Genomic DNA, 23,319 nt, shown 5'->3' with positions numbered 1-23,319 from the left:
CGGGCGCGGCCTATGCCGCCCGCTCGGCCGCCCGCGCCTGCCACGCGGCGACGAAGTCCGCGAGCCCGTTCAGCTGCCGGTCATTCAGCGTGGACTGCCACCGCGCCTGCCGCAGCTCGCGGTACGCGGCCGGGGCCTCCCAGCCACGCGCCACCATCACCGCCAGCCCCACCAGCGGGCCCCGGCCCACGCCGTGCTCACAGTGGGTGTACAGCGTGCCGCCCTGCTCCAGCCGGGGCAGGGCCCACTCCACGCCCCGCATCACCTGCTCCACCGACGGCGGATAGCGGTCCGTCACCGGCAGGTTCAGCAGCTCGATGCCCAGCGCCTTCAACGCCTCCGCGTCGTCACAGCGCTCACCCCGCACGTCAATCACCGCGGTGATGCCGCGCGCCTTCAGCTCCGCGTACCGCGAGCGAGGCACCGCGCCACCCACGTACAGCCAGTCATTCACCCGCGACACGTTCAGCCCGCGCCCCGGCAGCTTCGTGGTCCACTCCACGCAGCGCGCCACCGAGCGCAGCACCTGCTTGCGCACCCAGCCGCGCACACCCGGCACGTGGTGCACCTCCCGCAGCAGCGCGAGGCTCACAGGTCGCCCTCGAGCGTCACTTCCATCAGCCCCGTCACCGGCGCCTTGCCCTCGCGCTCCAGCACCGCCCGGTGCAGGTACGTCACCGGCGAGCCCACCACCGTGCGCACCAGCCCGCCCAGCACCGCGCCCAGGTCCTCCACCGGCGCGCTGCGCTGCAGCAGCGACGTGGAGCGCAGCACCATGGCGGAGGCGCCATCCGCGAACAGCTCCACCTTCCACGAGCTGCGCTCCTTCACGCCTTCCCGCGCCAGCGTGAAGTGCTCCAGCGAGCGGGCCTTGGCGCCTTCCTCCCACGCGTACACGGGGCCGTATTCACCGTCCTGGCCCTCACGCGCCAGCAGCACCAGCTTCTCGCCGCCGCGCAGCGCCCGGAAGCGCACCCACCGCTTCGCCAGCTTCGCCGGCGCGATGGTGGAGCGCGTGTGGTCCGCGTACCCGCCACCCGTGTAGACGACGTCCTCGCCCTTGGGCCGCCGCACCGTCGCCTTCAGCGCGCTGAAGGCCAGCGTCACCTCGTGGTGGTAGCGGTTCTTGCCCACCTCCACCTCCGTGCCTTCCTGGCCCTGGGGCGTCATGGGCGCGGCGTACTCCAGCAGCACCCGCCCGCCCTCCAGCGGGACCTCCACGCGCGTGGTCCCCTCCGCCGAGCGGGCCGAGCACGGCCCCATCTTCAGCGTCGACGTCTTGGCGTCATGGCTCCAGTCGCGCGCCTTGACCTTCGTCTGGGCGGACCAGGCCTTCTGTCCTGGCGTGAGCACCGTGGTCCGGCACAGGCCGATGCGCGAGCCGGGACCGATGTTCGTCACCGTCAACTGCACGAAGATGAAGGTGCCGCCGTCCAGGTCGCCGATGAAGGTGAAGTTCTCCCCGTAGTTGTCACTGGGGGACACCTTCGGCTCCAGCACTGCGCCCGCCGCCGCCACCGAGGGCAGCACGAGCGCGGTGGCCACCGCCAGGCCCTTCAGCACCTGGAAGCGCCCTTCAGGCCGCATGGGGACGCTGCTCCATGAGCGGGTCCTCGGCAGCCGCCGCCTCATTGTTGAAGACGTAGTCACGCTGCAGCGGCAGGTTCCACGCGAAGTACACCACGCCGCGCACCAGCCACCACCCCAGCGCATAGGCCAGCTGCGGGTGCAGCGTCAGCAGCGCCACGCCGCCCGCGTTGAGCAGCGCGCTGGTGCCGCTCACCACGGAGTAGCGCGCCAGCTGCCGCCCCACCGCGCCGGTGCTCTTGAAGGTGAGCACCCGGTTGATGGAGTAGTTCACCACCGCGCCCAGACCGCAGCCCAGCACCGTGGCCCAGGCGGGCAGCATGCCCACCCACTCCACCAACGCCAGCACCAGCGCGAAGTCCACCGCCGTGGCCAGCGCGCCCGCCAGGGCGTTGAGGCCGATGATGGCCTTGCCAGAGCGCGCCTCCTGACGCTGGGGCGCCAGCGCCTTCACCAGGTTGCGGAAGCGGGAGAGCGCCGTGACGTTGCTCATGACGGCGACGAACACCAGCCCCACCACCGCCAGCCAGTGCATGGGGTGCTTCTCCTCGGGCCAGAAGACGGCCTCCAGGATGGGCGACAGCGCCGTGCCCGCGCCCATGAAGAGCACCCGCTCCAGCCGCTGCATGGCGCCGTCGCGCACGCTGACGCCCAGGCCCTCACCCTTGGCGCGCACGTAGGGCACCAGCGAGGAGCCGAGCAGCGCCATCAGCGCGGGCAGCAACACCCAGGTGTCCCGGTAGTACCAGGCCAGGCCCATGAGCATCGCCGAGTCCACGTACCGGTCCAGCACCGAGTCCAGCGCCGCGCCCGCGGGGTTGGCCTCCTTGCGCGTGCGGGCGATGCGCCCGTCCATGACGTCCAGGATGCCCGCGAACAGGAAGAGCCAGCCGCCCAGCGCGAAGCGGCCCGCCGCCACCGCCACGCCGGACGACACGCCCAAGAGGCCCGACAGCATGGACAGCGCGTTGGCCGGCAGGCCCGAGCGCAGAATCACCGCCCACAGCGGCTGGATGATCCAGAAGAAGTAGTGCCGCAGGAAGAAGCCCACCAGCCCGGTGCTGCCGCGCTTGAGCGTCTCCTCGTCGCGGGGGATGCCCTTGAAGGCGCAGCGGATACAGAAGACGAGCAGCCCGCCCAGGAAGTAGGTGCACGCGACGATGGCCGGAGCCAGCGCCGTCCAGATGCGGGCGGACGGAGACAGGTTTCCGGTCAACCACGCCATCAGGTTCTCAAGCACGGGTGTCTCCTCTTGTAGTCAACGACACGGCCCAGGGTGCGGAGGCCGTCACGCGGGCGTAGACGCTTTCGACCGCCAGAAATGCAACCGCCGCCACACCCAGGCCCGCGAGCACGTCCAGGATGTAGTGGTGCGTCAGGTATACGGCGGAGAAGGCGACGAGCAACGCGAACAGCCCGGTGGCGATGCGCCAGGCCCAGCCGCGCGACCACACGAACATCATCACCAGGAACGGGTACGCCGCGTGCAAGGAAGGCATGGCCCCGAACACGTTGGTGCTGCGCGAGTAGAAGCCCGCGAAATAATGAATCCCCAGCAGCGCGTCGAAGCGGGCCGTGCCCGCGGGGTTGGGGGGCGCGGCCAGGTCTGCCGGTCCCGGGCCGTACTGGAGCACGTACCAGGGCGGCGCCGCGGGGTAGAGCACGTAGATGACGACGCCAATCGCGTTCGCCGCCAGGAAGCCCCAGCACAGCCGTTCGAAGAGCGAGTCCTTCTTCACGAAGAAGAAGAGGGCCAGGATGAAGACCTCGTACAGGTACGCCGCGTAGGCGAAGCCGCACAGCAGGTCCAAGGCCGGGGTGAAGCGCGTGGCCCACCATTCGGGCCAGTGGGTGCCGCCGGGCGCCGGGAACCACTGGCGCTCCAGCTCCCACAGGTCGCCCGTGTGGATGGGGCCCCGCAGGAACAGCCAGAGGCCCTGGCTGTCCAGCAGCATCCCGGTCAGCCACAGCGCGAGCCCACCGCGGAGGAAGCGCTGAAGGCGGGGGCCCGCCCAGGCCACCCCCAGAATCAGCGCGTCCGCCGCGACGTGGTCCCACCGCAGCCGGCCGGTGGCGTACACCAGCGTCAAGTGGCTCAACCCCAGGATGGTGCAGAGCCACGTGAGCGCGGTGACCCTATTTGGAGAGCGGGAGGTCATCTCCGTAGTAGTCGAGCCCGAGGTGGGTGATGGGGTCCTCGCCCGCGACGACGCGCAGCGTGTTCTTCAGCTTGGTGAGCTGGATGAAGAGGTCGTGCTCCACCGGCAGGCCCGGCTGCGCCATGGGGCTCTTGAAGTAGAAGGACATCCACTCCTGGATGCCGCGCCACTCCAGCCGCTTGGCCAGGTCCAGGAACAGCGCGATGTCCAGCACCAGCGGGGCCGCCAGGATGGAGTCGCGGCAGAGGAAGTTGACCTTGATCTGCATCGGATAGCCGAGCCATCCGGTGATGTCGATGTTGTCCCAACCCTCCTTCGCGTCGCCGCGGGGCGGGTAGTAGTGGATGGACACCTTGTGCGCGTACTTCTTGTACAGCTCCGGGTACAGGTCGGGCTGCAGGATGGTGTCCAGCACGCTCGACTTGGTGACTTCCTTGGCCTTGAAGGCCGCGGGGTCGTCCAGCACCTCGCCGTCACGGTTGCCCAGGATGTTGGTGGAGAACCAGCCGTCCAGACCCAGCATGCGGGCCTTGAGCGCGGGCGCGATGACCGTCTTCATCATCGTCTGGCCGCTCTTGAGGTCACGGCCGGCGACGGCCACCGCCTCCTGTTTGGCCAGCTCCTGGAGCGCCGGCGTGTCCACGCTGGCGTTGGGCGTGGCGTTCGCGAAGGGCACGCCCTCCTTGATGGCCGCGTAGGTGTAGAGCGCGGTGGGGTTGATGTCCGGGCTGTTCTCGTCCAGCGCCTTCTCGAAGGCGGCCAGCGTCTTGAAGGACTCGGGCAGCGGACGGAAGGTCTCCACGCTGCTGCACACCACCATCACGGCGCGCGTCGCGTTGAGCTCCTTCTTGAAGTCGCGGATGTCCTGGCGCAGCGCTTCGATGCTCTCGCGGTGCGTCTTGGTGGCCTTGATGTGGTTGGCTTCGATGCGGCGGACGAACTCCGCGTCGTGCACGCCCTGCTTCGGCTTGATGCCCTGGAGGAACGGCTTCACCTCCTCCAGGTGCTTGTCGCTGAGCACGCCCGAGCGCACGGCCACTTCGTACGCGTCCTCACGGATGATGTCCCAGGCGCCGAAGGCGATGTCCTTCAGCTCCGCCAGGGGAACCAGCTCGTTGAGCTTCACGGTGCGCCCGTCGGTGCGCTTCCCCAGGCGGGCGGTGCCCATCTGCGTGAGCGACCCAATGGGGTGACCCTTGCCCTGCCGCGCCAGCTCGACACCCGCCATCAGCGTGGTGGACACAGCGCCCAGACCCGGAATCAAGACCGCGAGTTTGCCGTCCGGCTTCGCGACCGACCTCTTGTTTTCCATCGTGATGTTCCTTCGTTAGACGTATTCGAGTCGGCCGTATGCGGGTCGGTACGATACCGGTCGTGCATGCGGAAAATCTCGAAAGCGGATGGTTGATACTCTAAAGCGTTCGTCACTTCAACGTCATGAGCGTGGCGGCTCTTACCACCCGAAGGCGTCGCACTCATGGATCAGCCCAGCCGGAGGTACAAGGCGAGGAGATCGACGCTGTCAGAGAAACACCAGGTCGTCAGAAGGACGACATCCACGGCACACTCCTCGGACAGGTCCGCCATGGGTTCATGGCGACCCACCCTGTGTAGAGGCTGAAGAAGGTGTGAGTGGGACGGGAGGGGGCGGAGCCGTCGCGAGGCGCCGTCCCTCCTTTTATATAGGCCCATTCCGGTGGACCCGGTCCGGCTCAGTGGGGCAGCGGGGCGTTGTCGTCCAGGTCGAGCTTCTGGTGGTCGCCCGGTGCGTAGGGCTGGCCGGTGAAGGCGGCCTTCACCATGCCAGCGAGCTGGACCATGCGACTGTTGGGCGTGTCCCAGTACTCGGCCTTCTCCACGCGGACGCAGAGCAGGGCGAGCTCGGGGTCGTCCAAGCCGTTGGGGAACCAGGCCTTGAGGGTGGGGTTCCACAGCTCGCGGGCCTTCTCCTTGTCGAGCACCAGTCGGCAACGGCCGCTCACGGAGACGTAGCGGTCCCGGGTCGGGTCCGAGTACGCGAGGTTGACGTGGTGGTCGTGCGTCACCTCGTCCACCTTGGGTGAATGCTCGCGGGTGAAGAACCAGAGCGCTCCGTCGAAGTCCCGCGCGTGGGTCCACATGGGGCGGCTGCGCAGGCTGCCGTCCGCTTCCACGGTGGTCATCATCGCGACCTTGATGCCCTTGATGAGGTCATCGAAGTGCTCGGTGACGTCTTGGGTGTCCTTCTTCTTCCTGGCCATCGCTGCCTCCCTTGGGAGCACAAGGTAGGCAGCGCGGAGGTCGGCGGGCACATGGCGGTAGGTTGGCCGCCGCCAGGGCAGGCGGGCGTGTGGTAGGTGGCCGAGCAGGAAAGCGAGGGTTCGGATGCTGAAGACGGAGTGGAACGAGTGGAGCCTCAAGGCGCTGCAGCTGGAGACGGCGGTGCTGGCGCTGGAGGAGATTGACCTGCCCGAGGAGATGCACGCGCTCCAGGAGGCGGCGGAGGAGAAGCTGCTGGCGCTGGCGCGCGCGTGGAAGGCCCGTCAGCCGCGGCGCGAGCCGCGCACGTGGGAGCGTCAGACGCTGCCCGACGGCGCGCCTCGCGACGCCGAGCTCAAGGACCTGGTGGAGGGCTTCAAGGAGGACGGCAAGTCGTGGACGCTGCTGCGCGCCACCAGCGACCTCAAGGAAGTGGTGGAGACGGTGGTGTCGGAGGGCCGCGCCTGCATGGCCGCGGGTGGCGAGTACTACCTGGGCCAGTGGGACGCGAAGGAGTCCGTGCTGGAGGTGGGCCGCGACGACGACGCGGACGAGCCCGGCACGGGCCTGGTGCTGGAGCCCACGGGTGAGCTCCAGTACACGCCGGACCCGGAGCTGTAGCCGCCGCTCAGCCCTCCAGCGCCTTCACGATGCGGGCGCGGAGCTTCTCGTCGGGCATCCGGCCGAAGCCCGCGCGCACGTTGTCGGCGGCGTGCGAGGGCTTGCGGGTGGCGGGCAGCGGGCAGTGCACCGCCGGGTGTCCCAGGATGAACTTGAGGAACACCTGGGCCCAGCTGGTGCAGTCGATGTCCGCGGCCCAGCCGGGCAGGAGCAGGCCACCCAGGGTCGCGGTGAGCACGTCGCGGCGGGACGGGGCACGGGAGGACATGGCGCGCGATGTTAGCGGCTGCGCTGAAGCGGACGGGTGACAGTTCCGCGCGGTGCCGGTGTTCCCTTGCGCGAGCGGGGCGGTGACGCCTCCCGATGATTCCTCCTGGCCCGGGTGCTCGCGCGACGCGGGCCGGGCCGCATTCAAAACAGTCCAGGGAAGGTCCAGGCGATGAATCGCAAGGTCTCGGTGTGCGCGGGGATGATGGCGGCGGTGGTGGCGTTCTCGGCTTCGGCCTCGGCCGAGGAGACGACGGAGACGGACGCGAACGAGGTGCACATCCCGTTCAGCCTCACCCTGGTGCCCGGCCTGAGCACGTCGGGCTTCCACACCGGCAACGTGGTCAACAACGTGTCCATCGGCCTGGTGGCGACGCACGCGAAGCGGGTGGACGGCCTGGCGATGTCGATTGCTGGCAACTGGGTCGGGGAAGGTGGACTGAGCGGCGCGCAGCTCGCGGTGGGCGCCAACCTGGCCCGGGGGCCGGTGACGGGCGCGCAGCTCTCCGTGGGCGCCAACGTGGCCGGCGCGGACCTGCTGGGCCTCCAGTCCACGGTGGGCGTCAACGTGGTGCGCGGGGATGCGGAAGGTGCGCAGCTCGCGGTGGGCGGCAACATCACGTCGGGCGCGGTGAATGGCGCGCAGCTGGGCGTGGGCGTCAACATCGCGGGGAAGGGCCTGTTGGGGGCGCAGCTGGGCGTGGGCGCCAACATCGCGGCGGGGCGGGTCCACGGCCTCCAGGCCTCCGCGGGCCTCAACGTGGCGGGGCAGATGACGGGGCTCCAGATGTCCTCGGGTGTCAGCTACGCGCGGAGCCTCTCCGGCGCCCAGCTCTCCATCATCAACGTGGGCGGCGAGGTGGACGGCGCGCAGGTGGGCATCATCAACATCGCCAGCAACGTGACGGGCGCGCAGGTGGGCATCCTCAACGTGGCCCGCGAGCTGGACGGCGAGGCGGTGGGCATCCTCAGCTTCGTCGGCGGCGGCCAGGCCCATGTGCAGGCCTGGGCCAGCGACGTGGCGCTCACCAACGTCGGCGTGAAGCTGGGCGGCCGTCACATCTACTCGCTGTTCACGGTGGGCTACAGCCCCTCCCTCAACGAGGACCGTCGTCGCTATGTCATGGGCGCGGGCCTGGGCGGCCACATCCCCGCGGGCCGCTTCTTCGTCGACATCGACGTGGTGGGCAGCACCGTCCACACGAAGCGGCTCTTCGACGACACGGACCATGTCCTGGGGCAGCTGCGGCTGATGGCGGGCTGGCAGGTGGCGCGGCACTTCGCGGTGTTCGGTGGCGTCAGCGCCAACACGCTCGTCACCTGGGATGACAGCGACCGCTGGAATGAGCTGGGCATCGGGCCGCAGTGGCGCCACGTCGCGGACGAGGGCCGCACCACCGTGCGCATGTGGCCGGGCCTGCTCGCGGGTGTCCAGATTTGAGGAGCCCCTCCATCTTCACCCCGGGCGCTCTGCTTTGGAGCGCACGCGCCAGGAGGTGAAGCATGGAAGGGAGCATGCGCGCGATGGTGCTGCGCGAGGTAGGGCAGCCCCTGCGTGAGACGCGGCTGCCCATTCCCCGTCCCGGCCCGGAGGAGCTGCTGCTCCGCGTGCGCGCCTGCGCGGTCTGCCGCACCGACCTGCACGTCGTGGACGGTGAGCTACCGAAGCCCAGGCTGCCGCTAATCCCCGGCCATGAAATCGTGGCCACGGTGGAGGCGGCGGGCGAGCGGGCGACGGCCATTCCCGTGGGCACGCGAGTGGGCGTCCCCTGGCTCGGCTGGAGCTGTGGCCGCTGCCGCTTCTGTCTCGCCGGACAGGAGAACCTCTGCGAGCAGGCCCGCTTCACCGGGTACCAGCTGGATGGGGGCTACGCGGAGTTCACGGTGGCCCACCAGCGCTTCTGCTTCCCCCTGCCGTCCGAGTACACCGACGTCCACGCCGCGCCGTTGATGTGCGCGGGCCTCATCGGCTTTCGCAGCCTCCGCATGGCGGGGAGGGAGCGGCGCCTGCTGGGCCTCTACGGCTTCGGCGCGGCGGCGCACCTGCTCATCCAGGTCATGCGCCATCAAGGCCGGCGCGTCTTCGCCTTCACCCGGCCGGGGGACGTGGAGGGCCAGCGGTTCGCGCGGGAGCTGGGCGCGGAGTGGGCGGGGGATTCGGACACCGTGCCTCCAGAGCGGCTGGACGCGGCCATCCTCTTCGCGCCCGTGGGCGCCCTGGTGCCCGCCGCGCTCCGGGCGGTGGACAAGGCCGGTGTGGTGGTGTGCGGTGGCATCCACATGAGCGACATCCCCTCGTTCCCCTACGCGCTGCTGTGGGAGGAGCGCGTGGTGCGTTCGGTGGCGAACCTCACCCGGGCGGATGCGCTGGACTTCCTCGCGCTCGCGCCCACGGTGCCGGTGCGCACACTGGTGCAGACCTTCCCACTGTCCGCCGCCAACGAGGCCCTCACCGCGCTGCGGCGGGGCCAGGTACAAGGCGCGGCGGTGCTCCAGGTGGCGGCCCGGGGTTGAGCGTGGCCCCGGGCCGGCCCACGCCCGCCTCCCAGGGGCGCTGGGGCAAATCGCCACGCAGGGACTGCGGCGGTGTCCCATTTCGCCGCAAACGCAGCGTGTGGCTTTCGTGGCGCTGATGGAATTTCGCGGACCTGGCGCGCTGGCCGCCCAAATGCATCGGACGGGAAGGCAACCCGATGCCCCCTTCTTGGGGGCACCACCACGCGAGGCGGACGATGAACCGAGCGCTGCAAATCACCTATCGGGGCATGGAGACGAGCGAGGCCCTGAGCGAGTACATCCGCGACCACGCCGGCAAGCTGGAGCAGTTCTACGACGGCATCGTGGGGTGCCACGTGGTGGTGGAGGAGCCGCACCGGCACAAGCAGCACGGCCGGCATTTCCACGTGCGTGTGGATGTGAGTGTGCCGGGAAGGAACATCGTCGCCACCCGGGACCCCCAGGCGCGCACCGGGCACGAGGATGCCTATCAAGCGGTGACGGACGCGTTCGACGCCGCCAGGCGCCAGCTCCAACACTACGCGGACGCGCTCCACACGCACCACCGGTGACGGTGTGCCTCGCGCGGCGCTTCATTCCCATTACAGACATCCAGCTGGGCGGTCGCGCGACGCACCTTCCGAACATTTGCCATTCAAACCCATGACAGGCCTGGGGTGCTGAGCGCTATCGTGGGGCTTGTCACGCCATGAAAGCCCAGCGCCTCCAGGTGCTGCGGGTCGACGCCGAGGCTCCCCACCTCGTCACCACCGCCGCCGTCCACTCGACAGCCTCACTTGCCAAGTTCGCCACGGCTCCGTGCGCGGGGCGCCTGCGTGGGTCGCGGGCGAGTCCGGGGGCTGAGCGATGAGGGGCCCCGTGGGCAAGCGTGGGTGGTGGGTGGTGTCCGGCGTCATCTGGCTCGGCGGCGTCGTGGCGGGCTCGCTGGCCATGGCTCGCTACTCCCTCACGCCCGGCGAGTCCCTGGCGGCGCCCGCGCGCTGGCCCGGGGATTCCACCGTGCCACGCGTGGAGGGCCGCCCCACGCTGGTGATGCTGGCGCACCCGCTCTGCCCCTGTACGCGCGCGAGCCTGGGCGAGCTCTCGTGGGTGATGGCGAAGGCGCGGGGGCGGCTGGACGCCTTCGTGCTCTTCCTCAAGCCCGAGGGCACCGGCAAGGATTGGGAGCAGGGCGAGCTGTGGCGCTCCGCGGCGGCGATTCCGGGCGTCACCGCGCTGCGCGACGAGGGCGGCGTCCAGGCGGAGCGCTTCGGCGCCGTCACCTCCGGTCAGGTGCTCTTCTACGACGCGGGCGGGACGCTGCGCTTCAGCGGCGGCATCACGCCGGCCCGGGGCCACGCGGGCGACAACGCCGGGCGCGCCGCGGTGGAGGCCCTGCTGGGGGACGCGCCGCCGGAGGCGCTGTCCGGACACGCCGTCTACGGCTGTGAGCTGGAAGACCCCCGCGGGAGCGCGCCATGAACCCGGCGCGGGATGAGACGTCCAGCCCGCCCCTGGCGCTCAAGGAGCGCGCCGCGCGGCTGTTTCGCGAACACCTGTCCGCGGTGCAGGTCCGCACGGATCGGCTCTTCGCGGGGCTGATGCTGGGCCAGTGGGTGGTGGGCATCGTCATCGCCCTGTTCGGTCCGCGGGGCAGCGGTGCGCAGCTCCAGGCGGCCGTGCTGGTGGGCACGCTGCTCAGCGCCTTCCCGATGCTGATGGCGCGCTGGCGCCCGGGCTCCACGCCCACCCGTCACGTGGTGGCCGTGTGCCAGGCGCTCTGGTCCTCGCTGCTCATCTATCTGACGGACGGCCGGGTGGAGACGCACTTCCACATCTTCGGCTCGCTGGCCTTCCTGGCGCTGTACCGCGACCCGTGGGTGCTGCTCACCGCGAGCATCACCACCGTCGTGGACCACGTGCTGCGCGGCACCCTGTGGTCGCACTCGCTCTACGGCGGTTTTCCGCCGGAGCTGTGGCGCTTCGTGGAGCACGCCTTCTGGGTGGCCTTCATCGACGTGGTGCTGGTGTATTCGTGCCGGGGCATGTTGCGCGAGCTGCGCGAGGTGGCGGTGCGCCGGGCGGAGCTGGAGCTGGCCCGCGAGCGTGAGTACGCGAAGGCGCGCGAGCTGGACCGCGCCCTGCGCGAGCTCAGCGGCTTCCAGGAGCACCTCATCCGCGTGGAGAAGCTGGCCGCGGTGGGACAGCTGGCCGCCAGCGTGGGGCACGAGCTGCGAAACCCGCTGGCCGCCGTGCGCAACTCCCACGCCTATCTCTCCCGGAAGCTCACGAAGGACCCGGCGGGGGCCGCGAATGACCCACGGGTGCCCCAGTTCCTGGGGCTGATGGAGCGCGAGCTGAACGCCTGCGCGAAAATCATCTCCGACCTGCTCGACTTCGCCCGCGAGCGTCCGCCCGCGCTCCAGCCGTGTCCGCTGCGTCCGTTGGTGGACGAGGCCATTGGCGTGGTGCCGCAGCGGGAAGGGGTGCGAATCGTCAATGACGTGCCGGAGTCGTTGCCGGTGCCACACCTGGACAAGGAGCAGTTCCGCCAGGTCCTGGTGAACCTGGTGCAGAACGCGGTGGAGGCCATGCCCGTGGGGCGCACGGGAGAGGTTTCAGTCGTGGCGGAAGGTGGAGACGCGAGCCCCTGGCGTGTCCGGGTCGTGGATGACGGCGCGGGGATTCCTCCGGAGGTGCTGCCCAAGATTTTCGAGCCGCTCTTCACCACGAAGACGCGTGGCACCGGCTTGGGGCTGGCCATTGTCGCCAACATGGTGCAACGTCATGGCGGCACAATCTCTGTGCGCAGCGAAGCGGAGCGGGGTAGTGAGTTCCTGATTGAGCTCCCCGCGGCAGCGGCGGCCCAGGCCGCATGATGGAGGACGTCGCAGTGGCCCCCGCGCGCATCCTGCTGGTCGACGACGAGGAGTCGCTTCGCATCACCTTGGCCGCGAACCTGGAGCTGGAGGGCCACACGGTCCTCGAGGCGGCCAATGGTGAGGAGGCCTTGCGCCTCCTGGAGAAGCAGTCCGTGGACGTGGTGCTCACGGACATCCGCATGCCCGGCCTGCACGGTGTGGAGCTCTTGCGCCGCATCAAGCAGGAGCGCCCCGACATGCCGGTGGTGCTGATGACGGCCTTCACGGCGGAGGAGCTGGTGGATGACGCGCTCGCCGAGGGCGCCTTCACCGTGCTGCCCAAGCCCTTCGACGTGGCGCACGCGCTGGACACGGTGCTGCGCGCGGCGGCGGCGCCCCAGGTCCTGGTGGTAGACGACACCGAACAGGTGGCGCGCGGCATGGTGCGCGCCCTGAGCACGGTGGGGCTGCGCGCGCGCGCCGTGTACAGCGGAGAGGAGGCGCTGTCCTCGCTGCGTTCGGGGGAGTACGACGTCTGCGTGCTGGACCTGGTGATGCCGGAGATGAGCGGGCCGGAGCTGGTGTCCAAGGTGCGCGCGGCGAACCTGTCCGTCGCCATCATCGCCGTGTCCGGCCACGTGGTGCCGGAGATGCTGCGCAGGGTGGCGGCGCAGGGCGCGGTGGTGTGCATGACCAAGCCGGTACCGTTGCGCGAGCTGGTCCAGGCGATTGCACGGGTGCGAGGCCGGCCTCAGCAAGGGCCGCAAGGCGCGAGGATTTGACCCATGGCAGGCAGAGACCTCCAGGCGCGTGAGCGAGCGGCGGTGGCGGACGTGGTGGCCTCCACCCTGCGGCACGACCTGCGCAACAAGCTGGCCAGCATCCGCAACGCCTCGTTCTACTTGATGCGGCAGGTGAAGAAGACGGACCTCTGGAGCGCGGACCCGCGCGTGGAGACCTTCTTCCAGCTCATCGAAAAGGAGCTGACGTCCGCCGAGGACGTGCTCTCCAAGCGCGCGCCGCCGCCCACTGGCGGCACGCGCCCCCGGTGCAGCGCCCGCGTCGGCGTGGAGCACGCGCTCGCCGAGGCCCAGGTGCCGCCGTCCGTGGAGGTGGTGCGCGACCTGAAGGAGCAGAGGGGCGTCCCGCTGGAGGCGGAGGACCTGGCGCTGCTGGTGCGCTGCCTCGTGGACAACGCGCTGGAGGCCATGCCGCGCGGTGGCACGCTCACGGTGCGCACGCGCGACACCGAGAGCGGCGTGTGCCTGCGCGTGGAGGACACGGGAGAGGGCCTGGCGCCGGAGGCGTACTCCCGCGCGCTGGAGCCCTTCTTCACCACGCGGTCCCACCACGCCGGCCTGGGGCTGAGCATCGTCCACCGGACGGCGGTGCGACATGGCTGGCAGCTGGACCTGGGCGCGGGCCCCTCCGGGGGCACCTACGTGGAGATCCAATTCACGGGCGCGGAGGCCGGGGCGCATGACCGGAGTGACGTGACTCGGGGGAGCAAGTGATGGAGACGAACTGGACGTTCGGGCGTTGCCTGCTGCTCGTGGAGGACGACCCTTCCAACCGGATGACGCTGTCCGCGCTGCTGGAGGATGCGGGCTTCGCGGTCGTCACCGCCGGCTCCTATTCGGAGGCCGCGGGATTATTGAACCGGCCTCGTGCGTATGACGCCGTGCTGTTGGACCAGAGCCTGGGTGACGGCTTTGGGACGGGGCTGATTCCGCTGGTGCGCCACCACATGCCGAAGACCAAGGTCGTCTTCGTCACCGGTCATGACGGGAAAATCGACATGCCGGTGGACGCCGTCTTCCGCAAGGGCGGCCACTTCGATGACCTGCTGGCCTTTCTCTTCAAGCTGTTGCCCCAGCGCCCGCTGGGGGCCTGAACGCGAGGTTCCAGAATGCTGCTCCCTTCCGTTTCCGAGCGCTCCGCTCTCACCCGACGGCGGGAGCAGCTGGCGAAGGTCCTGGGGAGCGCGCCCGCGCTGCTGGCGTCGAGCCGCCCCCGCCCGCGCAACTACGCCGCCGACCAGTTCCCCTTTCGCGCGTCGAGCCACTTCCTCTACCTCTTCGGGCTCGCGACGCCAGACGGCGTGGGCTTCCATGACGGCCAGGGCTGGACGCTGTACCTGCCCGAGCCCGGTCCCGACGACGCGCTGTGGGACGGCGCGGTGCCCGGCTTCGCTGAAATCGCGGAGCGCACGGGCTGCACCGTGCGCTCGCGCGCCGAGCTGCCCGCGGCGCTGAAGGGCCGCGACGTGGCGACGCTGCCCACTCCAGATTGGGAGACGTGCCTGGACGTGGCCGCGCTGCTGGGCCGCGAGGTGCGCCCCGGCCACCTGGCGGCGGTGGACGTGCCGCTGGCGGACGCGATGATTGCGCTGCGGCTCCGCCATGACGACGCCGCGCGGGCGCAGCTGCGTCAGGCCGCGGAAGTCACGGCGCCGGCCCACGTGGCGGGCATGCGCGCCACGCGGCCTGGCATCCTGGAGGCCGCGGTGCGCGCCGCGATGGAGGCGGAGTTCGTCTCGCGCGACGTGCGGCCGGCGTATCAGCCCATCGTCACCGTGCACGGCGAGGTGCTGCACAACCTGCGCTATGACCACACGCTGCGCGAGGGAGACCTGCTGCTGGCGGACGTGGGCGGAGAGAGCCCCGCCGGCTTCGCCTGTGACGTGACGCGCACGTGGCCGGTGACGGGGCGCTTCAGCACCACGCAGCGCGAGCTGTACGACGTCGTGCTGCGCATGCAGCAGGCCAGCATCGACGCCGTCCGTCCGGGGACGCGCTACCGCGACGTGCACCTGGCCGCGCACCGGGAGCTGGCGCGGGGCCTGGTGGCGCTGGGCATCCTCCGGGGAGATGCGGAGGAGCTGGTGGTGGACGGCGTCACCGCGCTCTTCTTCCCGCACGGCGTGGGCCACCTGCTGGGCCTGGACGTGCATGACATGGAGGATTTGGGGGACCGGGCGGGGTATGCGCCGGGCCGCGCGCGCTCGCCGGAGTTCGGCCACCGCTCGCTGCGGTTGGACCGGGACCTGGAGCCCGGCATGGCGGTGACGATTGAGCCCGGCCTGTACCAGGTGCCCGCCATCCTGTCGGACGCGCGGCTCATGGCGCGCGCGGGGGACAGGCTGCGGCGCGACGTGCTGGCGCGCTACGCGGACGTGCGCGGCATTCGCATCGAGGACGACGTGCTCGTCACGCCGGGTGGCAACGAGGTGCTCACCGCCGCCATCCCCAAGGAGGCCTCCGACATCGAGGCCGTCATGACCAGCTCTGCCCGTCCAGCTCCGGGAAGGTGACCTGGCACTGGCCGGGGTTCACGCCGTCCACGCGCGCGTAGCCATTCTTGTTGAGGGTGCCTTCGCGCGTGCTCCCATCCGGGAGCGTCACCAAGTAGCGCGCGTGGGGGATGGGGCTGCCCTCCTCGTCCTTCAGCTCGATGGCCAGCCACGTCTGTTCCTCGACGGGGGCTTCCTCAAACGTCCGCGGCGGCGGCTCTGGCCAGGGCGTGGGCAGGAGCACCGGGCGCGCCATGGGGAGGGCCACCAGCTCGTGATGCGTGAAGGCTTCGGTGAGCCGCTGCTGGAGCCGCTGCTCGTACCGGCCGCGCTCCAGGCCGGACAGCCCCAGCGGGCGGCTGCCTCCGAGCGCTTCGTACATCGCATACAGCGTGTGCGCGGCGGGGGTGGCCAGCCAGCGCTTCAAGGCGGCGCTGACGAAGACGTCGGGGACGGGCGCGTGCGGGTGTTTCAGCCGCTCCAGGTCGACGGACGGTACGACGAGCCAGTCTTCCCCCTGGGCCGGCAGCCTCCACCGGCGCTCACCGTGCAAGCGCTGCATCATGACGGCCTCCCGCTGCTCGGAGGGTATCAAGCCGCGCGCGTTGCACAGGCGGCGCCGCGGCGTGGAGTGCGCGGCGCCTGACGCCGCGCATCGGAGGTGTGGGGTGTGGAACGTCCCGGTGGGACGTCAGGGCAGCGGCTACTGCTGCGGCGGTGCGGCTTCGGGCGCCTGCGGAGCCTCGGTGGGCGCGGCCGGGCTGCTGAACGCGAACACCATCTTCCACTGCCCGTCGCGGCGCTGCCACACGTCGGTGAAGTACACGGCGTCGGTGACCTCGGCGCCATCCGTCATCTTCAGGCCGGAGCGCTGGAGGCCCGCCATCACCGCCGTGTCGCCATAGACATACGTGCGCATGCCGTCGGCCTCGACGGAGGTCAGCTCGCCAGGAATCTCCGCGATGCTCGCGACGAACGCGTCCCGGTTCGCCTCCGTGCCGTCCGCGCCCCGGTAGATGAAGTCCTCGGCCGTGAGCGATTTGATGGTCTCCAGGTCCTTCGTCTGGATGGCGCGCATGACGCGGCCTGCGAGCTCCGTGAGCGTGCGTGTGTCGTCGGCGGAAGGTGTGCTCATGGGTGACTGACTCCGGGTGGAAACATGGCCGCACGCACAGACGGCCAGCAGGGTGGATGCGAGGAGCGCTCGATACATGGGGGGCGTGAGTACAACGCGCATGCACGCGTGCGGAATGAATTTCCGGAGCGCGAAGTTGCGGGTCCGCGTGCGCGCCATCCGCCGTGGGTTGATCCGGTGAAGCAGTGGACAGGCGCGGTGCCTCCAGGGGGCACAGCGTTCTAGGACGAACAGTGGGGGTGGCGCGACGAGGACGGGTTCCTACGTTGCACGCCCTGTCGAAGTCAGGGCCGGTGAGTGCAGCGCGGGCGAGGGAGGGCGTGTGGACGAGCTTCTTTCCGGAACTGAAGGGCAGTTCCGTACCCAGGGCAAAGGCACTCCAGGTGCGTTGGAGCCGCGCGGCACGGTGCGCGTGAGCGAGGTGCTGGAGGGAGACCTCGACGCGTATCTCGACCGTGAGCTTCTCGAGGCGTGTGAAGACGACGCGGCCGTGGAAGCCACCGCACCCGTGGCGGAGGTCTCCGCGAGCATGCGCGCGCTGCTCGCGCTCGCGGAGGAGGAGACGGAGTGGCTGGCCCGCCTGCCGCCGTCCACCTCGCACGCGTTGGACGTGTTGCCCGAGCCCCCGGTGGAGATTCCCGAGTGGATGCGCACTTCGCCTGGCGCGAAGCTGGTGACGTCCCTGGGCGCTTTGTTGCCGCCGCGTGCGGAGCATGTGCTGGCGCGTGCGCCGGATGCGCCCATGTGGGGTGATGCGCCGACGCATGCGCACCTGGAAGCCGCGCGGCGGCGTCGTGCGCGCGCGACCAGGACAGGCCGTGTCCTGGGCCTTCGTCCCGGGGCGTTGATGGGCGCGGCGGCCGTGGGCGCGCTGACGGCGGGCCTGCTGCTGGTCGCGGGCCTCTCCGTGCGCGGCGATTCCACGGGGACGCAGGTGAGCGTCGATGATGCCCTCCGGCGCACGGCGCACGGCGCTGTCCTCGGCGCGAGCGGCGACGCCCAGGCGGGCCTGCCCTCGGCGGGCGCTGGCGCCGCGATGCGCACCGCCGTCCCGTCGGGGCACGCCAGCGGAGCAAGCACGTCCTCGGAGGCCGCCGTGAGCGGTTCATCGTCGGAGCCGGCGCTCGCGCCCTCTTCGCGCATCTCTGGTGCCGCGTCGTCCGTGGCGCTCTCCAGCACGCAGCCGGGCATGGGCTCGGCGCTTCTTCAGGACGCGGCGAAGGGACTGCGCGCCTCCGCGCCTGCCTCGGAGCCGACGCGAACCCCGGGCACGCCCGTGGCGGAGTCGCTCGCGGTGGTGCGCCCCGCGCCCATCCAGCGCAAGGCCCCCGCGAAGACGGACGCGGCATCGGCCCTGCCTCCCGCGCCCGTCGAGCTCGACTTCGGAGACCCGGAGGCGGAGGGCGCGGCGTCTCATGACAGCATCGCGACTTCCCCGGGCGACGTCGCCGTGGAGGCCGTGGAGGAGGAGGACACGTCGGAGAAGGGGCCGTACGCGGACCTCGACGAGGACTTCGCGCGCGAGCTGGGCTTCACCGAAGACGCGGACGCGGAGGGCGCGAAGGCGGAGGCGTCCGCGCGCACCGTCTACGTGCCGCCCGCGGTGGACGTGAAGGCGCACCTCACGCCGGAGGACGTGAAGCAGGTGGTGCTGACGAACCAGCCCGCCATCACCGCATGCCTGCGCTCACACGCGCGGGGCACGCCGATGGAGGCCGGTGGCCGCTTCATGGTGCAGTGGTCGGTGCTCCCCAGCGGCGAGACGCTCAACGTGTCCATGGACACCGCCGCGCTGCGCGCCACGCCGCTGGCGCGCTGCATCGAGGACGTGGTGCGCCGCTGGACCTTCCCGGTGCATCAGGTGCGGATGCGGGAGCCCATCCGCTTCCCCTTCATTTTCTGAGGCGGGGTCGGCTCGCTGGCTCCTATGCTCCCTCCTGGAATGTCAGCGCTCGAACCCCCGGAGCCCACGGAGTTGCACGTCTGCCACTGCTGCCTCATGCGGCTGGAGGTCAGCGCCGGTGGCGTGGACCTGCCGGGCCGGCTGCAGGCGGCCCTGGCGTGTCGGGGGCTCGCGGAGCGGACGCGGGTGATGGAGTCAGGGTGTCTGGGGGAGTGCCCCGAAGGCCTCGTGTCTGTGATGGTGCTCCCGGACAGTGGCTCCGGGGCGCACGTCCAGCTCATCGACCCCGCGAAGGACGGAGCGGACCTGGCCGAGCACGTCGCCGCGTTGTCCGGTGCGAAAGACGGGCCCCCGTGAGTTGAGCGGCCTTGAGCAGCGCTTCCACCATGGGCACGCAGCTCGCCTCTCCCTTGCCAGCGATGGCGTACGCCGTGCCGTGGTCTGGAGACGTGCGCGGCACGGGCAGGCCCAGCGTCACATTCACGGTGCGCTCGAAGTCCAGCGCCTTGGCCGGGATGAGCCCCTGGTCGTGGTACATGGCCAGCACCGCGTCGTAGCGCGCGCCCACCGCGTCGGGCTTCGCGAAGAGGCCGTCCGCGGGGAGGGGCCCATGCGCGTCCACCCGGGCCGCGCGGGCCTTGCGGATGGCGGGGCCAATCACCTCCACCTCTTCGCGTCCCAGGAGCCCCCCTTCGCCCGCGTGCGGGTTGAGCCCCAGCACGGCGATGCGCGGCTTGTGGCCCACCACCGGCTCCAGGCTGCGCGACAGCAGCTTGAGCTGCGCCGTCAGTCCGTCCACGGTGAGCAGGCGCGGCAGGTCCGCCAGGGGGACGTGGTTGGTGGCCAGCGCCACGCGCACGCGAGGCCCGTCCATCAGCATCATCACCTCCACGCCGAAGGCCGCCGCCAGCACCTCGGTGTGGCCCATGAAGGGGATGCCCGCGCGGGAAATCTGCTCCTTCGACACGGGCGCGGTGCACAGCGCGTCCACGTGTCCCGCCCGCATCGCGTCGATGGCCGCCGTCACGAAGGCGTACTGCGCACGGCCGCCCTCGCGCGAGGGCCTTCCGGGCGCGCGGTCCTTCTCCGGGAGCCGCGTCACCTCCACCACGGTGGGGCCCTCCACGCGGCCCAGGGCCCCGGGCTCCACGCGGGCGTAGCGGCGCAAGGCGGGGAAGCGCGCCAGCGTGGGCCCGTCCCCGAAGATGACGGGGACGAGCACCTTGCGCACGGCGGGCTTCGTCAGGGCCGCGGCCGTCACCTCCGGCCCGATGCCCGACACGTCCCCCAGGGAGATGCCGACGAGCGGAAGTCCCATGGCGGCTACATCTTCACGTCGATGCTGGCCTTCTGCCGCAGTTCCTGCACGTACTGGTCGAGGAACTTCTCCGTCTTCTCCTGGAGCAGCTTGCCCTCCAGCTTGGAGCGCATCTCCTCGTACGACGCGGCGGCCACCGAGCGGCGCTCCTCCACCTTCAGCACGTGCCAGCCGAAGTTGGTGCGCACCGGCGCGCTGACACCGCCCTCGGGGAGGCCGAACGCGGCCTTCTCGAAGGCCGCGACCATGACGCCGCGCTTGAACCAGCCCAAATCTCCCCCGTCCGCGGCGCTGGGGCCTTCGCTGCGGGCGCGGGCCAGCGAAGCGAAGTCCATGCCCGGCCGGCGCGCCTCCGTGGCGATGGCCTCCGCCCGCTGCCTGGCGGCTTCCACCTGCTCCGCCGTGGCCTTGGCGTCCACCTGCACCAGGATGTGGCGCGCGTGGACCTCCGAGTCACCGCTCTCCAGGCGCGTGTACTGCGTGTAGGCGGCCTTGAGGTCCTCCTCGGTGATCTTCACCTGGGGGCCCACCTTCATGCGCAGCAGGCGGTCTCTCAGGATGCGCTTGCGCATCATGTCCCGGTAGGTGGCCATGGTGAGGCCTTCCCCCAGCAGGAGCTGCTCGAACTGCGCGGGGTCGGTGATGTTGTTCTGCTGGCGCACGTCCGCCACCAGCTCATCCACCTCCGCCTCGGTGGCGGTGATGCCCAGCTGCGCGATTTCGGACTCCATCAGCTTCTCGCCGATGAGGGTGTCCAGGGCCGTCTTCATCAGCGCCAGCCGCTGCTCGCCGCGCTTGCGCGGGTCCGGGTCGTTGACGCGGGCCATCTCCGGCGCCGCGCGCTGCTGCACCTCGGACAGCGCGATGATGTCGCGGTTCACCACCGCGGCCACCTTGTCCACCAGCTCCGCGTGCGCCGCCCCGCCGCTCCCCAGGAGCGCCACCGCCGCGATTGCCGCCACCAGCTTCTTCATTCCTGCCATCCTTCCGTACCACCCCGGGCGCGTCCAACCGCCGCCCCGGTCTTCGATTCCGTCGTCACTCCGCCGTCGCCTGCTGGGGCGCCGCTCGCCCGCGGATGGCCTGCAACGTGGCCTCGTTCACCTGGACCTGCGCCTTCTGCCGCAGCTCCTTCTCGAACGTCTCCTGCGCCTGCGACCGCTTCTGCTCCAGCAGCTTGCCCTCCACCAGCGCACGCACCTCCGCGAACTCCCGCTTGCGCGCCGGCTTGCGCTCCAGCACGCGGAACAGGTGGAAGCCGTACTCGGTGGACACCACGTCCGAAACCTGCCCCACCCCCAGCTTGAATACCACCTCGTCGAAGGCGGGCGGCATCTGCCCCCGGGGGAAGAACCCCAGGTCGCCCCCCAGCTTGGCGTCCGCGCTGAGCGAATACCTGCGCGCCAGGTCCGCGAACTTCTTGCCGGACTTGAGCTGGGATTGCAGCCGCCGTGCCTCGTCCAGGCCCTTCACCACGATTTGCGCGGCGTGGACCTGCTCGGGCTCGTGGAAGTCCTGCGCGTGCGCGGCGTACCAGGCCCGCAGCTCCTCTTCCGTCACCGCCACGCGCGAATAGACGTGGCTGGCGAACAGCTTTTCGATGGTCAGCCGGCTCGCTTCCCGCGAGCGCAGCTCCGCCATGGACAGCTGCCCCTGGGCGAGGACCTCGTTGAAGTTGCCCGCCGGATAATCCCCCGACAGCCGCAGCACCCCCCGGTCCACCTCTTCCGGGGTGACGGTGACGTTGTGCTTTCGCGCCTCCTGGAGGAGCATCATCCGGTGGATGTACGTGTCGAGCAGCGCGTGCTTGAAGGGCTCCACGTCCTCGGAGGTGCGCTGGGACACGTCCGACAGCGCCAGCTCGCGCCACAGCTCCTGTTCGAAGTCCGCCCGGCTGAGCACCTCGCCGTTGACGCTGGCGACCACCAGGGCCTCCGGCGTCTCCTTCACGGGCTTGGTGCAGGCGGGCAGGCCCAGCCCCGCCGCCAGCGCGATGGCGAGTGGGACCAGGAAGGCGCGGGTGGGAGAAAAGCGCATGCGCGGGGCCTCGTGAGGGGGAGGGCTCCAGGGTGGCAAGCCGTCAGTCATGGCGCGAGGCCCGTTCCGGTAGCACGCCGGGCAGGACCGGACAACCTCACCGGGCCTACGGCCGCGTCGCGTGTGCGGAGAGGAACGCCTCTATCAGCGGGAAGATTTCGTCCGGGGCCCGGCGGCCCAGCACGAGGTCCGCGTGCCCGTAGTCCGCCCCGAAGCCGTGGGCCTTGCCCGCCACGAGGACCTTCACCGGGCCGCCCAGGTACTCCTTGGCCCGCGCCACCGCCATGGGCGGGGCCAGCAGGTCCTTGCTGCCCGCCAGGAGCAGGAAGGGGATGGTCACCCGGGACAGGGACTCGCGGTAGTCGAGCTCGCCGTTGTAGGACGTGAAGCGGTTGGTGGTGATCCACCGCGCGAACTGGCGCCCCACGCCGCCGGCGATGTCGGCGGGCACGTTGGCCAGCGCGCGCCGCACCACCTCCGGCTCCATGTTCTCCGCCAGCATCATGTAGCGGCTCATGGGCCCCGGCGGCGCGCCGAACAGGGCGATGCTGGTGACGCGGCTGGTGGGGATGACCCGCAGCTTCAGCACCGGCTCCACCTTCTGGATGAAGGTGCGCAGGCCCGGCTGCACCGCGAAGGTGAAGGGGCTGCCCAGGGCCACGGCCGCCCGCACGGGCGCCTGCGGCGTCTTCGCCAGGTGGGCGTAGAGCATCAGCCCGCCCTTGGAATGACCAACCCAGAGCACTTCCTTCGCACCTGTGGACAAGACGGTTCGCACCGCCGTGCGCACGTCGTGCTCGGCCTGGTCGTCGAAGTTGAAATCCGGGCAGTCGCCCGCCAGCCCCCGGCCCCGCAGCTCCAGCACCCATGTTTCAAAGCCAGCGCGGGCCAGGTAGCGGGCCAGGCTGTACTGCTCGTCGAAGTCCATGTGGAAGCGGTTGGCCCCCAGCCCGTGGCAGAGGATGACGGGCTGGGCGAAGCGCTTCTCGCCTCGGGCGTGGTAGCGGCCCAGGGCAATGGAGGCCCCGTCGTCCGTGGGCACCCGGTACAGCTCATCCGGGCGGAAGCTGAGCGTCAGCAACCCCTCCTTCCCGCGCGCCATCGTCCGCGAAAAGAGGTCCGCCATCCGGCCCAGCCGTGCCACCTGTCGACGAGTCACGTCACCAGTCTAAGCCGGACCACGGGGCCATGCCGTGTTCATTGGTGAGCAGGCCCCTGCCCGGCAGGACTGTTGCAGGGAGATGTAGGCAACGACTCGGAGGACGTGGAAATGCGGCGGAAGCAAGCTTGGAAGGAAATGTGGTCCTCCCTTATCGCCACCGTTTTTCCCACGGATACCCTTCTGGCGGCCCTTCGGAAGATGGAGCGGCACCAGGTGCGGCTGTTGGGCGTGGTGGGGGAGGGG

Annotated in this window: 25 protein-coding genes; 12 read left to right on the top strand and 13 right to left on the bottom strand. The window is 70.5% G+C overall.

What is annotated here, in order from left to right; all coding sequences use genetic code 11:
- Nucleotides 1-10: 10 nt before the first annotated feature.
- The 6 genes from HV826_RS25220 to HV826_RS25195 all read right to left on the bottom strand — a co-directional run bounded on the left by HV826_RS25220 (nucleotide 11) and on the right by HV826_RS25195 (nucleotide 5,986).
- Nucleotides 11-592, bottom strand: coding sequence for a dual specificity protein phosphatase (locus HV826_RS25220; RefSeq protein WP_176419529.1), 582 nt, complete (start codon nucleotides 590-592; stop codon nucleotides 11-13).
- Nucleotides 589-1,587, bottom strand: a complete 999-nt coding sequence (locus HV826_RS25215) for a hypothetical protein (RefSeq protein WP_176419528.1) — start codon at nucleotides 1,585-1,587, stop codon at nucleotides 589-591. Before HV826_RS25215 ends, HV826_RS25220 begins: the two co-directional genes overlap by 4 nt.
- The gene (locus HV826_RS25210; RefSeq protein WP_176419527.1) at nucleotides 1,577-2,827 is read right to left on the bottom strand and encodes a GtrA family protein; all 1,251 of its coding nucleotides are present in this window, start codon (nucleotides 2,825-2,827) and stop codon (nucleotides 1,577-1,579) included. The genes HV826_RS25215 and HV826_RS25210 overlap by 11 nt, the downstream gene beginning before the upstream one ends.
- Entirely contained in the window at nucleotides 2,820-3,746 is a 927-nt protein-coding gene (locus tag HV826_RS25205) for a phosphatase PAP2 family protein (protein WP_176419526.1), read from the bottom strand. The genes HV826_RS25210 and HV826_RS25205 overlap by 8 nt, the downstream gene beginning before the upstream one ends.
- The gene (locus tag HV826_RS25200; protein ID WP_163777149.1) at nucleotides 3,724-5,058 is read right to left on the bottom strand and encodes an inositol-3-phosphate synthase; all 1,335 of its coding nucleotides are present in this window, start codon (nucleotides 5,056-5,058) and stop codon (nucleotides 3,724-3,726) included. Before HV826_RS25200 ends, HV826_RS25205 begins: the two co-directional genes overlap by 23 nt.
- A 400-nt stretch (nucleotides 5,059-5,458) precedes the next feature.
- Entirely contained in the window at nucleotides 5,459-5,986 is a 528-nt protein-coding gene (locus HV826_RS25195; RefSeq protein ID WP_176419525.1) for a pyridoxamine 5'-phosphate oxidase family protein, read from the bottom strand.
- A gap of 124 nt (nucleotides 5,987-6,110) precedes the next feature.
- Here HV826_RS25195 and HV826_RS25190 point away from each other — a divergent pair, with 124 nt between their 5' ends.
- On the top strand, nucleotides 6,111-6,605 hold the full coding sequence (locus tag HV826_RS25190) for a hypothetical protein (protein ID WP_176419524.1): 495 nt from the start codon (nucleotides 6,111-6,113) through the stop codon (nucleotides 6,603-6,605).
- A gap of 7 nt (nucleotides 6,606-6,612) precedes the next feature.
- On the opposite strand, the gene HV826_RS25185 is transcribed toward HV826_RS25190, so the two are convergent.
- Nucleotides 6,613-6,873, bottom strand: a complete 261-nt coding sequence (locus tag HV826_RS25185; protein ID WP_255217398.1) for a hypothetical protein — start codon at nucleotides 6,871-6,873, stop codon at nucleotides 6,613-6,615.
- A 171-nt stretch (nucleotides 6,874-7,044) separates the two neighbouring features.
- Here HV826_RS25185 and HV826_RS25180 point away from each other — a divergent pair, with 171 nt between their 5' ends.
- The 9 genes from HV826_RS25180 to HV826_RS25140 all read left to right on the top strand — a co-directional run bounded on the left by HV826_RS25180 (nucleotide 7,045) and on the right by HV826_RS25140 (nucleotide 15,542).
- Nucleotides 7,045-8,313, top strand: a complete 1,269-nt coding sequence (locus HV826_RS25180; RefSeq protein ID WP_176419523.1) for a hypothetical protein — start codon at nucleotides 7,045-7,047, stop codon at nucleotides 8,311-8,313.
- A gap of 62 nt (nucleotides 8,314-8,375) precedes the next feature.
- A complete protein-coding gene (locus HV826_RS25175) occupies nucleotides 8,376-9,386 on the top strand; it encodes a zinc-dependent alcohol dehydrogenase family protein (RefSeq protein WP_176419522.1) in 1,011 nt (336 codons plus the stop codon).
- Between the two features lie 218 nt (nucleotides 9,387-9,604).
- On the top strand, nucleotides 9,605-9,940 hold the full coding sequence (hpf, locus tag HV826_RS25170) for a ribosome hibernation-promoting factor, HPF/YfiA family (protein WP_140797039.1): 336 nt from the start codon (nucleotides 9,605-9,607) through the stop codon (nucleotides 9,938-9,940).
- 295 nt (nucleotides 9,941-10,235) lie between these two features.
- Nucleotides 10,236-10,850 carry a RedB protein gene (locus HV826_RS25165; protein WP_176419521.1) on the top strand — a complete coding sequence of 205 codons (615 nt, stop codon included), beginning with the start codon at nucleotides 10,236-10,238 and terminating at the stop codon, nucleotides 10,848-10,850.
- Nucleotides 10,847-12,247: a sensor histidine kinase gene (locus HV826_RS25160; protein ID WP_176419520.1), complete on the top strand. Its 1,401-nt coding sequence runs from the start codon at nucleotides 10,847-10,849 to the stop codon at nucleotides 12,245-12,247. Before HV826_RS25165 ends, HV826_RS25160 begins: the two co-directional genes overlap by 4 nt.
- Nucleotides 12,244-13,011, top strand: coding sequence for a response regulator (locus HV826_RS25155; RefSeq protein ID WP_163777161.1), 768 nt, complete (start codon nucleotides 12,244-12,246; stop codon nucleotides 13,009-13,011). Before HV826_RS25160 ends, HV826_RS25155 begins: the two co-directional genes overlap by 4 nt.
- A 3-nt stretch (nucleotides 13,012-13,014) precedes the next feature.
- Nucleotides 13,015-13,743 (top strand): sensor histidine kinase, encoded by a 729-nt coding sequence (locus tag HV826_RS25150; RefSeq protein ID WP_176419519.1) that lies wholly within the window; start codon nucleotides 13,015-13,017, stop codon nucleotides 13,741-13,743.
- A complete protein-coding gene (locus HV826_RS25145) occupies nucleotides 13,743-14,123 on the top strand; it encodes a response regulator (RefSeq protein WP_013936365.1) in 381 nt (126 codons plus the stop codon). The genes HV826_RS25150 and HV826_RS25145 overlap by 1 nt, the downstream gene beginning before the upstream one ends.
- A 15-nt stretch (nucleotides 14,124-14,138) precedes the next feature.
- A complete protein-coding gene (locus HV826_RS25140) occupies nucleotides 14,139-15,542 on the top strand; it encodes an aminopeptidase P family protein (protein WP_176419518.1) in 1,404 nt (467 codons plus the stop codon).
- Here the strand turns inward: HV826_RS25140 and HV826_RS25135 are convergent.
- Complete coding sequence (locus HV826_RS25135) at nucleotides 15,505-16,086, bottom strand: carboxypeptidase-like regulatory domain-containing protein (RefSeq protein ID WP_255217397.1); 582 nt, start codon at nucleotides 16,084-16,086, stop codon at nucleotides 15,505-15,507. The two genes, HV826_RS25140 and HV826_RS25135, sit on opposite strands and share 38 nt — an antisense overlap.
- Nucleotides 16,087-16,224: 138 nt before the next feature.
- Nucleotides 16,225-16,656: a nuclear transport factor 2 family protein gene (locus tag HV826_RS25130; RefSeq protein WP_176419517.1), complete on the bottom strand. Its 432-nt coding sequence runs from the start codon at nucleotides 16,654-16,656 to the stop codon at nucleotides 16,225-16,227.
- 322 nt (nucleotides 16,657-16,978) lie between these two features.
- Here HV826_RS25130 and HV826_RS25125 point away from each other — a divergent pair, with 322 nt between their 5' ends.
- A complete protein-coding gene (locus HV826_RS25125) occupies nucleotides 16,979-18,559 on the top strand; it encodes an AgmX/PglI C-terminal domain-containing protein (RefSeq protein WP_176419516.1) in 1,581 nt (526 codons plus the stop codon).
- A gap of 39 nt (nucleotides 18,560-18,598) precedes the next feature.
- Nucleotides 18,599-18,916, top strand: coding sequence for a (2Fe-2S) ferredoxin domain-containing protein (locus tag HV826_RS25120; protein ID WP_176419515.1), 318 nt, complete (start codon nucleotides 18,599-18,601; stop codon nucleotides 18,914-18,916).
- Here the strand turns inward: HV826_RS25120 and pdxA are convergent.
- The 4 genes from pdxA to HV826_RS25100 form a co-directional block, all read right to left on the bottom strand.
- Nucleotides 18,837-19,877, bottom strand: a complete 1,041-nt coding sequence (pdxA, locus tag HV826_RS25115) for a 4-hydroxythreonine-4-phosphate dehydrogenase PdxA (RefSeq protein WP_176419514.1) — start codon at nucleotides 19,875-19,877, stop codon at nucleotides 18,837-18,839. The two genes, HV826_RS25120 and pdxA, sit on opposite strands and share 80 nt — an antisense overlap.
- A gap of 5 nt (nucleotides 19,878-19,882) precedes the next feature.
- Nucleotides 19,883-20,851 carry a peptidylprolyl isomerase gene (locus tag HV826_RS25110; RefSeq protein WP_176419513.1) on the bottom strand — a complete coding sequence of 323 codons (969 nt, stop codon included), beginning with the start codon at nucleotides 20,849-20,851 and terminating at the stop codon, nucleotides 19,883-19,885.
- Nucleotides 20,852-20,915: 64 nt separating this feature from the next.
- Nucleotides 20,916-21,914, bottom strand: coding sequence for a peptidyl-prolyl cis-trans isomerase (locus HV826_RS25105; RefSeq protein WP_176419512.1), 999 nt, complete (start codon nucleotides 21,912-21,914; stop codon nucleotides 20,916-20,918).
- Nucleotides 21,915-22,020: 106 nt separating this feature from the next.
- A complete protein-coding gene (locus tag HV826_RS25100) occupies nucleotides 22,021-23,040 on the bottom strand; it encodes an alpha/beta fold hydrolase (protein ID WP_176419550.1) in 1,020 nt (339 codons plus the stop codon).
- Between the last annotated feature and the right edge of the window lie 279 nt (nucleotides 23,041-23,319).

The sequence above is a fragment of the Myxococcus sp. AM010 genome (genome assembly GCF_013372585.1).
GTDB classification, from domain to species: Bacteria; Myxococcota; Myxococcia; order Myxococcales; family Myxococcaceae; genus Myxococcus; species Myxococcus vastator.
Note: the sequence above shows the minus strand (reverse complement) of the source record. Positions and strands in the feature narration are given on the sequence as shown.